The organism is Streptomyces amakusaensis, from assembly GCF_039532665.1.
Lineage (GTDB): Bacteria > Actinomycetota > Actinomycetes > Streptomycetales > Streptomycetaceae > Streptomyces > Streptomyces amakusaensis.
In genome coordinates, this window is record NZ_BAAASB010000015.1 from 131,878 (window position 1) to 146,159 (window position 14,282).

Genomic DNA, 14,282 nt, shown 5'->3' on the forward strand with positions numbered 1-14,282 from the left:
CCGAGGCGGTCGGACGCCCCTTTCGGCAGCCATAATCGAACGCATGCCGCATGTGCTGCTCATCGAGGACGACGCTTCCGTACGGGACGGAATGGAGCTTGTGCTGCGCCGGCACGGGTACGCCGTCGACACGGCGGCCACCGGCGAGGAAGCCCTCGCCCTGCTGGACGGACCGGCCGGCCGGAGCGTCGAGCTGGCGGTGCTGGACCTGATGCTGCCCGGCATGGACGGCTTCGAGGTGTGCCGGCGCATCCGCGCCAGGACCGCCGCCCTGCCGATCATCATGCTGACCGCGCGCGGCGACGACCAGGACATCGTGACCGGCCTGGAGGCCGGCGCGGACGACTATGTGGTCAAACCGGTCACCGCGCCCGTGCTGGAGGCCCGTATCCGGGCCGCCCTGCGACGCGCGGAACCGTCCGCGCCGGTACGGGGCGGCGCGGCGGCGGGTCTCGCCGGTCTGGTGATCGACCGCGCCGGGCTCACCGTCACCAAACACGGCACCCCGGTCCCGCTCCCGCCCACCGAGCTGCGGCTGCTGCTGGAGCTGTCGGCCTCGCCCGGCCGGGTCTTCAGCCGCGAACAGCTCCTCGAATCCGTCTGGGACCACACCTTCCTCGGCGACTCCCGGCTGGTGGACGCGGCGGTCGGACGGCTCCGCGCCAAACTGGAGGACGTACCGGCTAGGCCGAGATACGTCCAGACCGTGCGCGGTTTCGGCTACCGCTTCGGACCGCTGTGAAGCGCCGTACGAACAAGCGCCGTACGGACAAGCGCGGCGCGGACGGGCGGCGCTCCCGGCGGCTCGTCGGCGGGCTGCGCCTCCGGCTCGTCGTCGCCTTCATCCTCGTCGCCCTCGTCAGCGCGGTGACCTCGACCGCCCTCGCCTACCGGGACGCCCGCACCGCCGTCCTCCAGCGCACCCAGAACACCGCGGTGCACGACCTCCGGGAGCAGGTCAACGAGGTCGCCGCCGACTTCGACATACCGCCCGACCAGCGGTCGCTGTCGCGGTTCGCGGCGAAGGTCTCGGACGGCATCGGCGCGCGCCTCGTGGTCGCCCGCTACCAGGACCGGGTCGCCGTCTCCGACTCGCGCGCCGAGACGGAGGAGCGGATCACCCCCGAGCTGCGCACCGCCGTGCACATCGGGGACGAGGCCCGCTTCCAGCGGGTGATGTGGCGGGGCGAGCCCTATCTGGTCGTCGGCATGCCCGTGAAGTACGCCGACGGGGACCGCCGCGCCTCCGGCCTGGAGGTCTTCTCGATCGGCGATCTGCGCGCCGAGCGCGACGACACCGCCGCCCTGCTGGACTCCGTACGGGCGGGCACGGTGCCGGTGGTGCTGCTGGCCGCCGTCCTCGCGCTGCTGGCCGCGGGCACGGTCCTGCGTCCGGTGCGGAAACTGGGCCGGGCCACCCGTGAGCTGGCCGCCGGGGATCTCGGCAGCCGGGTCGCCGTCACCGGCCACGACGAGCTGGCCGACCTGGCGAGGACGTTCAACGAGACCGCCGACGCGCTCCAGGCCTCCGACGCCGAACTCCGCGAGCAGGAGGCCAGGGCCCGCCGCTTCGTGGCGGACGTCTCCCACGAACTGCGCACCCCCCTCGCGGCGATGACGATGGTGGCGACCGTCCTGGAGGAGGACGCCGACCAGCTCCCGCCGGACGCGGCACGGGCCGCCCGTACCGTCGGTGCGGAGACCGCCCGGCTGGCCCGGCTGGTCGAGGACCTGATGGAGATCTCCCGCTTCGACGCCAAGGCGGTACGGCTGAACGCGGCCGAGACGGATCTCGCCGACACCGTACGGGCGTCGCTGGCGCTGCGCGGCTGGACGGACCGGGTGCGGACGCGTCTCGACGAGGGCGTACGGGCGGTGGTCGACCGGCGTCGCATCGACGTGATCGTCGCGAATCTGGTGGGCAACGCGCTGCGGCACGGAGCACCGCCGGTCACCGTGACCCTCCGGACCGACCGCGCGGCGGGCGGCGGCACCGGCGGCGAGTGGGTGACGCTGGAGGTCGCCGACCACGGCCCCGGGCTCCCCGCCCAGGCCCGGGAGCGGGTCTTCGACCGCTTCTACAAGGCGGACGAGTCCCGTACGCGCGGCGCGGCCGACGACAGCGGACAGGGCAGCGGCCTCGGCACGGCGATCGCCCTGGAGAACGCGCGGCTGCACGGCGGCACGATCGAGGTGGCCGACGCGTCGGACGCGTCCGGCACGGGCGAAGGATCGCGGCGGGGCGCGGTGTTCACCCTGCGGATTCCCCTGCGGCGCACGGAGGAGGAGACGGAGTGAGGATCCGGCAGGGGGGAGTGATCGCCGCGCTGGGGTTCGCCCTGATGGGCTGCGGCGTCCAGCCGACAGGGGTGGTGAGCGCGGGCGAGCCCGCGTCCGGCCTCACCCGGGGCATCAGGGTCTACTTCGCGTCCGCCGGCGGACTGCGCGCGGTGCCCCTCCTCGACATCGGCGTCGACGGCCTCACCGCCGTGGTGAAGGTCCTCTTCAAGGGGCCCTCGGAAGCCGACCGGCGCGACGGGCTCAGCACCGTCCTCCACCTCGACGGCGGATACTCGGTGACCGGGAAGGGGGCCCGTGTCGCCGTGGACATCGAGGGCCACTACGCGGAGGTGGAGCGCGCCCAGGGCACCGGACAGCTGGTGTGCACACTGGCGAGCGCCCAGTCCGTCTTCGACCCGAAGGTCAGGGCCGACGAGGTCGAGGTCACCCTGCGGCCCTCGGTGGGCTCCGAGCAGGGGCCCTATCGCTGTGCGGACTTCCTGAGCGGCTGAGCCGGCGGCCCGCGTTCCGGGCTGCCCGGGCCCGAGTGAGCGGCGGGGGAGTCCCGGTGGTCCCGGTGGTCCCGGCGGCGGCACCGCCGGTGCGGACCGTCAGCCCCGTACGAGCAGCCCGTCCAGCAGATGGTCCAGGGCCTCGGTCATCTCCGCGCGCGCGGTCACCGGGTCCTCGGCGTGGGCGACCATGAGCGCAGCCTCGTTGAGCGCGCCCAGCAGAACATGGGCCAGCGGCACCACGGGCCGGGCGGCTGTCGCGTCGGCCGTCATCGCCGCCGTCAGAGACGTCGTGACGAGGCGGAGTCCGTATTCCTGGCTGATCTCGCGCCAGCGCCGCCACCCCAGCACTCCCGGGGCGTCCAGCAGCAGGATCCGTTCCACATCCGGTTCGGTGAAGGCGTCGAGAAAGGCGCGCGCCCCCGCCCGGAGGGCTTCGACCGGATCCGCCGCCGTCTCCCTGACCCGGGCGGCGATCCGCTCCGTGACCTCGGCCTCCACGGCCCGCACCGTGGCATCGAACAGATCCGTCTTGTCCCGGAACTGGTGGTAGAGCGCCCCGCGCGTCACCCCCGCCGCCCGGACGATCTCCTCGGTTCCCACGCCCGCGTACCCGCGCTCCCCGAACAGCGGCCGGGCGGCGGCCACCAGCGCGGCCCGCGTCGCCCGGGAACGCTGCTCGTGCTTGCTGCCGGTCGATTTCATCCTGCCCCCTTGAGTTCCGTACATTCTGCATGCACTCTACGTACATACAGTCTGTATGTGAATTGACGCGAGAGGCGTACGACATGCCGCAGCTCACGCTTGCCCAGGGAGCCGTTCACTACCGGGACGCCGGAGAGGGCGAGCCGGTGCTCTTTCTGCACGGCTATCTCATGGACGGCCGACTCTGGGAACCGGTCGTCGACCGGCTGACCCCCGGCCATCGGTGCATCACCCCCGATCTGCCGCTCGGCTCCCACCGGCTGCCCCTCGACCCCGGCGCCGACCTCAGCCTCCCCGGCCTCGCCCGCCTGGTCGCCGATCTGCTCACCGCGCTCGATCTGCGCGATGTCACCCTGGTCGGCAACGATTTCGGGACCGCCATCGCCCAGATCGTCGCCGCCTACCAGCCCGAGCGCATCGGACGGCTGGTGCTCACCAGCGGCGAATGCTTCGACAACTGCCCGCCGCCCTGGTTCAAATCCCTCGTCCCGGCGGCCCGGGTGCCCGGCCTGCTCACCCTCCTCTTCCAGTTCCTGCGGCTGCGCGCCGTACGCCGAATGCCCTTCGGGTACGGCCGGCTGACCAAGGGGGACCTGCCCCACGACCTCATCGACGAATGGACCGCCGCCTTCTTCGCCGACCCCGCCGTCCGCCGCGACTGCACCAAGGTCACCCGGGGCTTCGGCCCCGCCCCCCTCTTCGACGCCGCCCGGAAACTCGCCTCCTTCGACGGACCAGCCCTCATCGCCTTCGCCCCCGACGACCGGACCTTCCCGTACGAGCACGGCGAACGGCTCGCGGCCACGATCCCCTCCGCCCGGCTCAGAGCCGTACCCGACAGCATGACCTGGGTCATGCGCGACCAGCCGGAGCTGACCTCCGAACTGATCGAGGAGTTCATCCGCACCACGCACACAAGACCGGTCGGACAGTTCTAGCGCGCTTCCGGAGTCCTAGTCGGAGGAGAGCACGGTGTCCGGCACCCGCCACGCCGCGATCACGAAGGCGATCAGGGTCACGGCCGCGCCGAGGAGGAAGACGGTCCGCATACCGCCGGCATAGCCCTCCAGGAAGGGCAGCGCGACCCGGCTGTCCAGGAGGCCCAGGAAGGCGGAGTCCTCCAGGTTCAGACCGCCGTCCGCTCGCAGTACGCCCTCCAGCGGGCCGGCGTTCGCGGGCTCCTCGGCCAGCCGGCGGTACGAGGGGTCCTGGGCGGCGGTGTCCAGGCCCTCGCCGATCCGGGAGCCGGAGACGGAGAAGAAGAGGGAGAGGAACGCGGCGGTGCCGACGGTGCCGCCGTTGGAGCGGAAGAAGTTGACCGACGCGGTCGCCGCTCCCATGTCCCGCTGGGCTATCTCGGACTGGGCGAGCGTGGTGATCGTCTGCATGGACGCGCCCAGGCCGCCGCCCATGAACAGCATGCCGACGGAGACCTGCCAGAGCGGGCTGTCGGCCCGGAGCGTCGCGAAGACGAGCATGGCGACGGTGAGGGAGCCGATGCCCGCCACCAGATGGACCTTGAACTTGCCCGTGCGGGACATCATCCGGCCGACCAGCATCGTCACCGCCACGTTCGCCACCACGGTGGGCAGGGTGGCGAGCCCCGCCCCGATCGGGCTCATCCCCTGTGCGAGCTGCAAGTACAGCGGAAGCAGCGCCATCGCGCCGAACATCCCCGCGCCGACGATGAAGTGCAGCGCGCCCCCCAGCCGGAACGCCTTGACGCGGAACAGCCGCAGCGGCAGCAGGGCGGCATCCGCCATCCGGCGTTCCACCAGGACGAAGACGAGCAGCCCGGCCAGCCCGACGGCGTACATGATCAGTGCGCGCGGGGAGCCCCAGCCCCAGCCGCGACCCTGTTCGGCGACGACGAGCAGGGGGACGATGCCGACGGCCAGCGCCGCCGCCCCGCCGTAGTCCAGCCGGTGCCGGACGGGCCGGTGCGGGATGTGCAGCACCCGCAGGATCACCACGACGGCCAGCGCCGCCAGGGGCACGTTGACCAGGAAGATCCAGCGCCAGCCGTCCAGCCCGAGCAGGGTGTCGCGGCCCGCGAACACCCCGCCCACCAGCGGGCCGGCGACGCTGGCGCCCGCGAAGACCGCGGTGATGTACCCCTGGTAGCGGCCCCGCTCACGCGGCGAGGTGATGTCGGCGATGATCGTCATCGCGAGCGACATCAGCCCGCCGCCGCCGAGCCCCTGCACCGCGCGGAACGCCGCGAGCTGATGGATCGACCCGGCGAACCCGCAGAGCAGCGACCCCACCGCGAACAGGACGACCGCGCAGAGATAGACCGGCCAGCGGCCGTAGATGTCGGAGAGCTTCCCGTACAGCGGAGTGGCGATGGTGCCGGTCACCAGGTACGCGGTCGTCACCCACGCCTGCGCGGTCAGCCCGCGCAGATCGTCCGCGATGGTGCGCAGCGCGGACGAGACCACCATCTGGTCGAGTGCCGCGAGGAACATCCCGATCATCAGCCCGGAGAGCACGGTGACGATCTGGCGGTGGGTCAGCCGGACCCGGTCGTCCTCCGGGGCGCCCGGCGGGGCCTTCTCCGACGAGGTCATCTCATCTCCCTGGGGAACGCCTGGAGTGCCTGGGGAACGGAACGCGGGTGCGTCGCCATGGCGGCGGAGCGCCGGCCCGGCCCCGCCGTGCGGCGGACTATCCGACGAGGTTCTCCAGATCGGCGACCGCGGTCTCGATCTCCGGCAGCGCCAGCATGGCCAGCCGCGCCCGGCGCGCCTCCGCCCCGATGGAGGAGTCCGCCAGCACCGCGCGGCAGACCGCCGCGATGCCCTCCGGCGTACGGTCGGTGATCCCCCGGCCGAGGCCCAGCTCCTCGACGCGCTGCGCGTTGCCGTGCTGATCGCCGAACTGGGGCAGCACCGCCATGGGCGTCGCGGTGCGCAGGGACTCCCGGACGCTGTTGAACCCGCCGTGGGTGAGGAACAGATCGACGGACTCCAGCAGCAGCGGCTGCGGCAGATACTCGGTGACATGGATGTGCGACGGCACCTCCTCGATGTCCACCGGGAGCCCGGAGGTCGACAGGATGACGGTGCACTCCTCCAGCAGCGTCAGCGCCTCGATGATCGTTCGCAGTGTCTCGGTGGGCTCCGCCACCGGGAACACGTCCTTGAAGCTGTCCTCCGCGCCGTCCCCCCGCTGCTGGAGCATGGGCAGCGCGGTGCCCAGGGCGGCGAACACCAGCGGCCGGTCGGTGGGCAGCTCCGTGATCCACTGCGGCAGTACCGCGTGCCGGTCCACCCCCACCGTCTGCCGGTACGACAGGGAGATCGGCAGGTGCCGGGCGAAGGAGTAGGCCGGCGGTACGTAGTCGACGCGCCCCCGCGGCACGATCGACAACGGGTCCTCCTGGAGCGGCAGACCGTGCTTCTCCCGCAGGGAGTTGAGGCCCGGCAGGAGTTCGGCGGGGTCGAACGAGTTGGTGGAGCCGGACGGAGTCGGCAGCTGGGGGATGCCCAGCAGTTCGGCGGTGAGGACGCTGCCCATGTCCATGCCGTCGCGGAGGATCAGATCGGGGCGGTACTCCCGCGCGAGGGGGAGCAGGGGGCCGAGGAGGTCCCGCGCCATCGAGCCGGACAGCTCACGGGCCATGAGGCTCATCGTCAGCCGGCCGCGCTCCTCCTCGTCCAGATCCGTCCGGGCGGCGAGCGCGGTCAGCTCGGGCAGCGCGTGGTAGCCGGGCATCAAGTCGGGCATGCACTCGGTCACTTGGACGTCGTCCCGCTCGAAGACCGAGGCGACGTGCGGGGTGGTGGCCGCCCTCACCTCATGGCCGGCCGCGGCGAGCGCGCGGGCCAGCGGGAGTTGGGCGCGCCCGTGCGAGGGGCTGCCGATGGTGGTGAAAAGGACGCGCATGATGAGCCTTTCCGTCGGGGGGTGGTCGCCGCGAGGAGGGAGGCTGTCCGGTGGCCGAGCGGCCCCGCCGGGCGGAACGGCATCCGACGCCGTCGGCCCCTTGACCAGAAAATATGGCCGGTACAGCCTTGGGTCAACGATCGGTGACAACGTTCGATGACTTTTGGACACGGGGGAGTTGAACCCCGCGCACCCGCATCCGCACCCCCATCCCCACCCGTGATTCGACTCGGCCGGAGGTACGACAGATGAACGCACCGGGCACATCACGACGGGGCGGAACGACGCCGCCGCGCGCCCGCAGGCCCGCCGCCGCGGACACCCGCGCCGCACTGGCGGACGCCGCCGCCCTGCGGTTCGGGCGGCACGGCTACAAAGGCGCCAGCGTGCGCGACATCGCCAGGGACGCGGGGGTGGACGCCGCACTCGTCTACCGCCACTTCGGCTCAAAAGAAGCACTCTTCGCGGCGGTCTCGACGAGCACCGCCCTGTTCGAACCGCTGCGGGGGCTTCCGCTGGAAGACGTCGCGGAGTGGGTCCGCGACATCGTCGCCAACGCGCCCGGCGGTGACGAGGAGGTCCCGCACCCGGTGCTGTCGGTGCTCCGCTCCTCGGACCGGGAGGAGGCCGTGGGACGGCTCCGGGAGGAGATCACCGAGGTCTTCACGGAGAGCTTCGCCCGGCGGCTGGACGGCCCGGACGCCGCGCTGCGCGCCGAGTTGCTCTCGGCCTGGCTGCTCGGCGCGACCCTGATGCGGATGGCCCTGCGCACCCCGGCGCTGGGGTCCGCCCCGCCCGGCGCGCTGCTGAGATATCTGCGGGCGGGAATAGACCCGCTGCTCAACCCGCCCGACGGCTACGACAGATCGGGGAGCCGGTGAGGCGGGACCGCCGCGCCCGGCAGCCGCGCGCGCCAGAGCCGCCCGGCGGACGCGCCGTGTTCCATGACATGGCCGGCGGCGCGTTCCGGGCGAACACGGCTGCCATGAGCCGTGGTCGACCGGATTTCGCAGCTGGCGGCGCGCGGCCCGGAGTGCTTCGCAGGTGCCGCGCCCTAAATTCCGACAGACTCATTGACAGTATTAACGAAAACGATGTTAAGTATATTTGCGCGGATTAGGGTCGAAGGTCTACCGGACGGTGTGCGGGTTTTCGCGGCGGGGCGGTCGCCCCACCGGCGCAGGCCCGGTGCCGCGGGCGGAATTCCAAGGAGACTCCAGTGAAGCACTCCTTCCTCAGAACGCTCGCCGCGACGGTCTCCGTCACGGCCGTACTCGTCCCCATCGCGGGCTGTTCGGCGAATGATTCGGCCAAGGGTTCGGGGAAGGATTCCGCGAAGATCGCTTTTCTCATGCCCGATCTCGCCTCCACCCGCTACGAGTTGTACGACGCACCGCTTTTCAAGGCCCGGATGAAAGAACTCTGCGGCGGCTGCGCCGTTCTCTATCAGAACGCGGGCGGTGACGCGGCCAAGCAGCAACAGCAGGCGAACTCGGCCATCGCCCAGGGGGCGGAGGCCATCGTCATCGACCCGGTGGACTCGGCCGCGGCCGTCACCACCGTCCGTACCGCACAGGCCCGCGGCATACCGGTCATCGCGTACGACCGGCCGATACCCAGGGCCAGGGCCGACTTCTACGTCTCCTTCGACAACGAGAAGATCGGCGCGATGATCGGCCGCTCGCTGGTGGACCGGCTGCGAAAGACCTCGGCCAAGGGCGGCATCCTCCAGGTCAACGGCTCGCCCACGGACGCGGCTGCCGGTCTGATCAAGAAGGGTATTCACCGGGCCGTCGACTCCAGCGGATTCGATCTCCTCGCCGAATACGACACCCCGGCCTGGGAGCCGAGCAAGGCGCAGGACTGGGTCAGCGGACAGATCAGCAAATTCCCCGGCCGGATCGCCGGAGTGGTGGCGGCCAATGACGGAACGGGCGGCGGAGCCGTCGCGGCGTTCAGGGCCGCGGGCGTCAAAGTGCCGCCCGTGACCGGAAACGACGCGGAGGCCGCCGCCGCGCAGCGGATCGTGAGCGGCGATCAGTACAACACCATCTCCAAACCGATCAGGACCGTCGCCCGGTCCGCCGCCGAGGCCGCGTTCGCCCTCCTCCAGGGCGAGAAGCCCCGGGGGAACGCCACGCTCTTCGACACCCCTTCGGAACTCTTCACCCCCACCGTCGTCACCCAGGACAACATCGCGAAGGTGCTGGTGGGTTCCGGGAAGCCGCTCAAGACCGCCGAGGTCTGCACCGCGAACTACGCCGCGGCCTGCGCCAGGCTCGGTATCGAGTAGGCGCGGCATGTCCTCCGTACCCGTTCCGCCGCCCCGGCCGGGGCAAGAGGGCCCACTGCTCTCCCTGCGCGGCATCAGCAAGTCCTTCGGCGCGGTCGCCGCGCTCACCGATGTCTCCCTCGATGTCGCGGCCGGTCAGGTGCTCGCCCTGGTGGGGGACAACGGCGCGGGGAAGTCCACCCTGGTCAAGGTGCTCTCCGGGGTCCATCCACCGGACCTCGGGACCATCGTCTTCGCCTCGCGGACCGTGACCGTCCCCTCGCCCGCCGCCGCCCGGCAGCTCGGCATCGCGACGGTCTTCCAGGACCTCGCCCTCTGCGAGAACCTGAATGTGGTGGAGAACCTCTACCTCGGCCGTGAACTGCGCGGGCTCCGCCTCGACGACGTGACCATGGAAGTGACCTCACGCGCGCTGCTCGACGAGCTGTCGGCCACCATCCCCTCCGTACGGCTGCCGGTGGCCGCGCTCTCGGGCGGTCAGCGCCAGACGGTGGCCATCGCCCGGTCGCTGCTCGGCGACCCGAAGGTGATCATCCTGGACGAGCCCACGGCGGCCCTGGGGGTGGCCCAGACCGCCGAAGTGCTCAATCTGATCGAGCGGCTCAGGGAGCGGGGGCTCGGCGTGATCATGGTCAGCCACAGCATGGCCGAGGTGAAAGCGGTCGCCGACACCGTGGCCGTGCTCCGGCTCGGCCGCAACAACGGGGTGTTCGACGCGTCCGGCGCGACGGCCTCGGAGCTGGTGGCCGCCATCACCGGGGCCACGGACAACGTCGTCAGCCGCCGCGCGGGCCGCCCCGCGGCCGTGCCGCCGGACGCGGCCGGCACCGACCCGGACAGGAGTCCCCGATCATGACGCGACCGGCGGCGGCACCAGACCTCCCGGCGGCCGGGCCGCCCGGGGAGCGAAGGCCCGCTCCCGGCCCCCGGCGCGCCCTCGCGGCCGCTGCGGCCCGGCTGCGCGGCGGCGATCTCGGGATCGCGCCCGTCGTCGCCGGGCTGGTCGTGATCTGGGCCGTGATGCAGCTGCTCAACCCGATCTTCCTGTCGAGCGCCAACCTCACCAATCTGGCGCTGGAGAGCGTCCCGGTCGGCGTCATCGCCCTCGGTGTGGTCTGCGTCCTCCTCGTCGGGCAGATCGATCTCTCCGTCGGCTCGGTCAGCGGGCTCGGCGCGGCCGTCCTCGCTGTCCTCTTCGTGGACCGGGGACTGCCCGCCTGGGCCGCCGTGTCGGCCGCGCTCCTGCTCGCCGTGGTGATCGGCTGGTTCTACGCCCAGGTGCACAACCGGCTGGGCGTGCCCAGCTTCGTCGTCACCCTCGCCGGGCTGCTCGGCTTCCTCGGGCTGCAACTGTGGATCCTGGGCTCCAAGGGCTCCATCAACCTCCCCTTCGACTCCGGCCTGGTGACCTTCGCCCAACTCCACTTCGTGCCGCCCTGGCTGGCCTACACCATGGTCGCCGCCGGCGCGCTCGCGCTCTACGCGACCGGCCACGCGCGCGCGAGCGAGCGCCGCAGGGCCGGGCTGCCCGCCCCCTCGTGGCGCACCCCGGCGGCACGGGGTCTGGCGCTGCTCCTGGGTCTCGGCACGGCCGTCTGGTATCTCAACCGAGACCGGGGCGTGGGCTGGATGTTCGTCCTCTTCCTCGCCCTGGTGTTCGCGCTCCACTACGTCCTGACCCGTACCCGCTTCGGCAGGGCGATGTACGCGGTCGGCGGCAACGCCGAGGCGGCCCGGCGCGCGGGCATCGACGTCAAGGCGGTCCTCACCGCCGCCTTCGTGCTGTGCGCCGCCCTCGCCGCCACCGGCGGGATCCTTGCCGCGTCGCGGCTCGCCGCCGCCAACCAGAGCAGCGGCGGCGGCGATGTGAACCTCAACGCCATCGCGGCGGCCGTCATCGGCGGGACCAGTCTGTTCGGCGGCCGGGGGAGCGCGTTCGCCGCGCTCCTCGGCGTTCTGGTCATCCAGTCGATCTCCAGCGGACTGACCCTGCTCAATCTCGACTCCGCCTACCGCTTCATGGTCACCGGCGCGGTCCTCCTCCTGGCGGTCGCCCTGGACTCGGCGGCCCGCCGCTCACGGGCCGCCCACGGCAGAGCCTGAGCCCGACGGGCCCTGACTGTCCTGGTGAGGGCCCAGCCCAATGACAATTCAACCGCCTTGGGGCGGATGAACCAGGGCACACCAAGCAGGGATACGAAGCCGTTGTGGCGGGTTTCCGGTACACCGCCCGCGGCATCACCATCACCGTATGGGTGGCCATCAACCGGAATGGCCGGAAGGGGTACTCCAAGTACGCCTGCCCGGACCGCGTCTGACCTCCGAGGGGCCCAGCGGCCGGTAGTCCGTGCGGTATCGCCCCCCGGTGTCAGATCTGGGAGTCGGCCAGCAGCCGCAGGGCCAGCTCCTTCAGCGCGGGGTCGGCCTTCGCCGCGTCGCCGGTGCCGAAGGGCGGGCGCGGGTCGTACTCGACGGCCAGCTCGATCGCCTTCCCGACGGTGTCACCGGCGATCAGGGAGGCCAGATACAGGGACATGTCGATTCCCGCCGAGACCCCGGCCGCCGTGATGATCTTTCCGGAGCGCACATAGCGCTCCGCCACATAGGTCACGTCGAAGTGCGTGCTCAGATACTCGCCGGAGGCCCAGTACGTGGTGGCCCGGCGGCCGGTGAGCAGTCCGGCCGAGGCGAGGACCAGGCTTCCGGTGCAGACGGACGTCGTCCACCGGGTGTGCCGGTGGATCCGGCGGATCCAGTCCAGCAGGGCCTGGTTCTGCATCGCCGCGATCGTGCCGCGATTGCCCCCGCCGGGTACGAGGAGCACGTCCAGCCGGTCCACCTCCGCGATGGACCGTTCGGCCACCAGCCGCACATCACCCGTGTCCGTGCGGACCGGTCCGCGCTGTTCTGCGATCATCGTCACCGTCGCGCCCGGCAGCCGGGAGAGCACATCCGCCGGGCCGGTGGGATCCAGCACGCTGAAGCCGTCGAACAGCAGGATGCCGATCTTCGGCCCGGTGCCGCCGGGCCGGCGGGTCTCGACGGGCAGAGCGTCGGTGTGCGCGTGCGCGTGCGCGGTTCCGGGGAGGGCCGCGGCGGTGAGGGCGGCGGTGGCCACGCCACCGCGCAGCAGGGTTCTGCGAGTCGCTCGATTCGTCATGGCACCGGAGTCTGCTGCCACGGGGTCCCCAGCGGTCTCGGCATGTCCGGCATCTTGCGGATCCTGTCCCCGGCGACGCCATAGTGGTCGAGGAACGCCTTGCGTAACGTCTGCGCGGACCCCAGCCCGCAGCGCCGGGCGATCGCCGCCAGCGGCAGCCCGCTGGAGCGCGCCAGATGCGCCGCCGCCTCCGTCCGGGCCGCCCGTACCGCCCGCGCGGGCGTGGTGCCCAGATGCGCGGTGAAGAGCCGGGTGAGATGCCGGGCGCTCACCCCGGCCCGGGCCGCCAGCGCCGCCGGGCTGAGATCGCCGGCCAGATGCGCGGAGATGTGGACCGACAGATCCCGTACCAGCCGGTCCCCGGGCGGCGGGGCGGCCAGGAACATGCTGATCTGGGCCTGATCGGCGGGCCGGTGCAGATAGGAGACCAGTTCACGGGCGACCGAGCGGGCCAGCGTCGGACCGTGGTCGTCCTCGATCAGCGACAGCGTCAGATCGAGCGCGCTGGTGACGCCCGCCGAGGTGTAGACGTCTCCGTCGCGGATGTAGAGCGGCCCCACGTCCACCGCCACGGCGGGGTGGCGGGCCGCGAGCTGATCGCCGTACCCCCAGTGCGTCGTCACCCGCCGGTTGTCGAGCAGCCCGGCGGCGGCGAGCACATAGGTGCCGGTGCACACCGAGGCGACGCGTCTGCTGAGCCCGGCGAGCCGCCGGACCTGTGCCACCAGCCGGCCGTCCGCCGCCGCCTCGGAGGACCCCGCCCCGCCCACCACGATCAGCGTGTCCAGCCGCCCGGTCACCGTCTCCAGACCCTGCCCCGCCCCGATCACGATCCCGGCCGAGCTGCGCGCGGCCCGCCGGCCGAGGGTGCCCAGCTCGATCGTGTAAGGCGGTGTCGCGCCGTACCGGTTGGCGATGTCCAGCGCGCCGGAGGGGCAGGCGATGTCGAGAATCTGGGCGTCGTCGTAGGCCACGATGAGCATCCGCCGTCGGTCATTCATCCGGGCATACCATCACATGAAACCGGCCCCGGGATTCCGCGGGACGTCCCCCGTACCCCTGGAGGCCAGGCTGTGTTCCACGGCGTACGCACCGTGATGATCTTCGCTGACGACCCCGAGGCCTCGGCCCGCTGGTGGGGCGGGCTGCTGGACGCCCCGGTGCGGCTCGATGTCGCCGACACCGGGGCGGTCTACGCCTGGATCGAGACCGCGGGCGTCGAGCTGGGCTTCCACCCGGCGGACGAGGCGCGCAACCCCAGGGGCGGCAGCCCGGTCGTGTACTGGGGAGTGGACGACCTCGACCGGGCCCGCGCCCGTCTCCTGGCCGCCGGGTGCGCACACCACCGCGGCCCGCTGGAGATCGCGCCCGGCCGGCGCATCGCCCAGCTGCGCGATCCGTTCGGGACCGTCGTCGGCGTCGAAGGGCCGTGACACCCGGGCGG

Annotated in this window: 14 protein-coding genes; 9 read left to right on the plus strand and 5 right to left on the minus strand. The window is 72.1% G+C overall.

What is annotated here, in order from left to right; translation table 11 throughout:
* Positions 1-43: 43 nt before the first annotated feature.
* The 3 genes from ABD371_RS25620 to ABD371_RS25630 are packed head-to-tail and all read left to right on the plus strand — an operon-like array spanning position 44 to position 2,792.
* Positions 44-742 (plus strand): response regulator transcription factor, encoded by a 699-nt coding sequence (locus tag ABD371_RS25620; protein WP_344481028.1) that lies wholly within the window; start codon positions 44-46, stop codon positions 740-742.
* Positions 739-2,298, plus strand: coding sequence for an ATP-binding protein (locus tag ABD371_RS25625; RefSeq protein WP_344481031.1), 1,560 nt, complete (start codon positions 739-741; stop codon positions 2,296-2,298). The genes ABD371_RS25620 and ABD371_RS25625 overlap by 4 nt, the downstream gene beginning before the upstream one ends.
* Positions 2,295-2,792, plus strand: coding sequence for a hypothetical protein (locus ABD371_RS25630; protein WP_344481034.1), 498 nt, complete (start codon positions 2,295-2,297; stop codon positions 2,790-2,792). The genes ABD371_RS25625 and ABD371_RS25630 overlap by 4 nt, the downstream gene beginning before the upstream one ends.
* A gap of 99 nt (positions 2,793-2,891) precedes the next feature.
* On the opposite strand, the gene ABD371_RS25635 is transcribed toward ABD371_RS25630, so the two are convergent.
* Entirely contained in the window at positions 2,892-3,497 is a 606-nt protein-coding gene (locus tag ABD371_RS25635; protein ID WP_344481038.1) for a TetR/AcrR family transcriptional regulator, read from the minus strand.
* Positions 3,498-3,580: 83 nt separating this feature from the next.
* On the opposite strand from ABD371_RS25635, the gene ABD371_RS25640 reads away from it, so the two are divergent.
* Positions 3,581-4,435 carry an alpha/beta fold hydrolase gene (locus ABD371_RS25640; RefSeq protein ID WP_344481042.1) on the plus strand — a complete coding sequence of 285 codons (855 nt, stop codon included), beginning with the start codon at positions 3,581-3,583 and terminating at the stop codon, positions 4,433-4,435.
* Between the two features lie 15 nt (positions 4,436-4,450).
* Here the strand turns inward: ABD371_RS25640 and ABD371_RS25645 are convergent, their stop codons facing one another.
* Positions 4,451-6,067: an MDR family MFS transporter gene (locus tag ABD371_RS25645; RefSeq protein ID WP_344481045.1), complete on the minus strand. Its 1,617-nt coding sequence runs from the start codon at positions 6,065-6,067 to the stop codon at positions 4,451-4,453.
* Positions 6,068-6,164: 97 nt separating this feature from the next.
* Positions 6,165-7,385 carry a glycosyltransferase gene (locus ABD371_RS25650; RefSeq protein WP_344481050.1) on the minus strand — a complete coding sequence of 407 codons (1,221 nt, stop codon included), beginning with the start codon at positions 7,383-7,385 and terminating at the stop codon, positions 6,165-6,167.
* A gap of 248 nt (positions 7,386-7,633) precedes the next feature.
* Between ABD371_RS25650 and ABD371_RS25655 the strand changes: the two genes are divergently transcribed.
* The 4 genes from ABD371_RS25655 (at position 7,634) to ABD371_RS25670 (ending at position 11,781) form a co-directional block, all read left to right on the plus strand.
* A complete protein-coding gene (locus ABD371_RS25655) occupies positions 7,634-8,266 on the plus strand; it encodes a TetR/AcrR family transcriptional regulator (RefSeq protein WP_344481054.1) in 633 nt (210 codons plus the stop codon).
* A gap of 338 nt (positions 8,267-8,604) precedes the next feature.
* Positions 8,605-9,678: a substrate-binding domain-containing protein gene (locus ABD371_RS25660; protein WP_344481060.1), complete on the plus strand. Its 1,074-nt coding sequence runs from the start codon at positions 8,605-8,607 to the stop codon at positions 9,676-9,678.
* 7 nt (positions 9,679-9,685) lie between these two features.
* Positions 9,686-10,534, plus strand: coding sequence for an ATP-binding cassette domain-containing protein (locus ABD371_RS25665; protein ID WP_344481063.1), 849 nt, complete (start codon positions 9,686-9,688; stop codon positions 10,532-10,534).
* A complete protein-coding gene (locus ABD371_RS25670) occupies positions 10,531-11,781 on the plus strand; it encodes a sugar ABC transporter permease (protein ID WP_344481070.1) in 1,251 nt (416 codons plus the stop codon). Before ABD371_RS25665 ends, ABD371_RS25670 begins: the two co-directional genes overlap by 4 nt.
* A gap of 265 nt (positions 11,782-12,046) precedes the next feature.
* Here ABD371_RS25670 and ABD371_RS25675 read toward each other — a convergent pair whose 3' ends face one another.
* Complete coding sequence (locus ABD371_RS25675; RefSeq protein WP_344481078.1) at positions 12,047-12,838, minus strand: DJ-1/PfpI family protein; 792 nt, start codon at positions 12,836-12,838, stop codon at positions 12,047-12,049.
* The gene (locus ABD371_RS25680; RefSeq protein WP_417801416.1) at positions 12,835-13,821 is read right to left on the minus strand and encodes a GlxA family transcriptional regulator; all 987 of its coding nucleotides are present in this window, start codon (positions 13,819-13,821) and stop codon (positions 12,835-12,837) included. Before ABD371_RS25680 ends, ABD371_RS25675 begins: the two co-directional genes overlap by 4 nt.
* 90 nt (positions 13,822-13,911) lie before the next feature.
* Here ABD371_RS25680 and ABD371_RS25685 point away from each other — a divergent pair, with 90 nt between their 5' ends.
* Positions 13,912-14,271 carry a VOC family protein gene (locus tag ABD371_RS25685; protein ID WP_344481091.1) on the plus strand — a complete coding sequence of 120 codons (360 nt, stop codon included), beginning with the start codon at positions 13,912-13,914 and terminating at the stop codon, positions 14,269-14,271.
* Positions 14,272-14,282 lie beyond the last annotated feature (11 nt).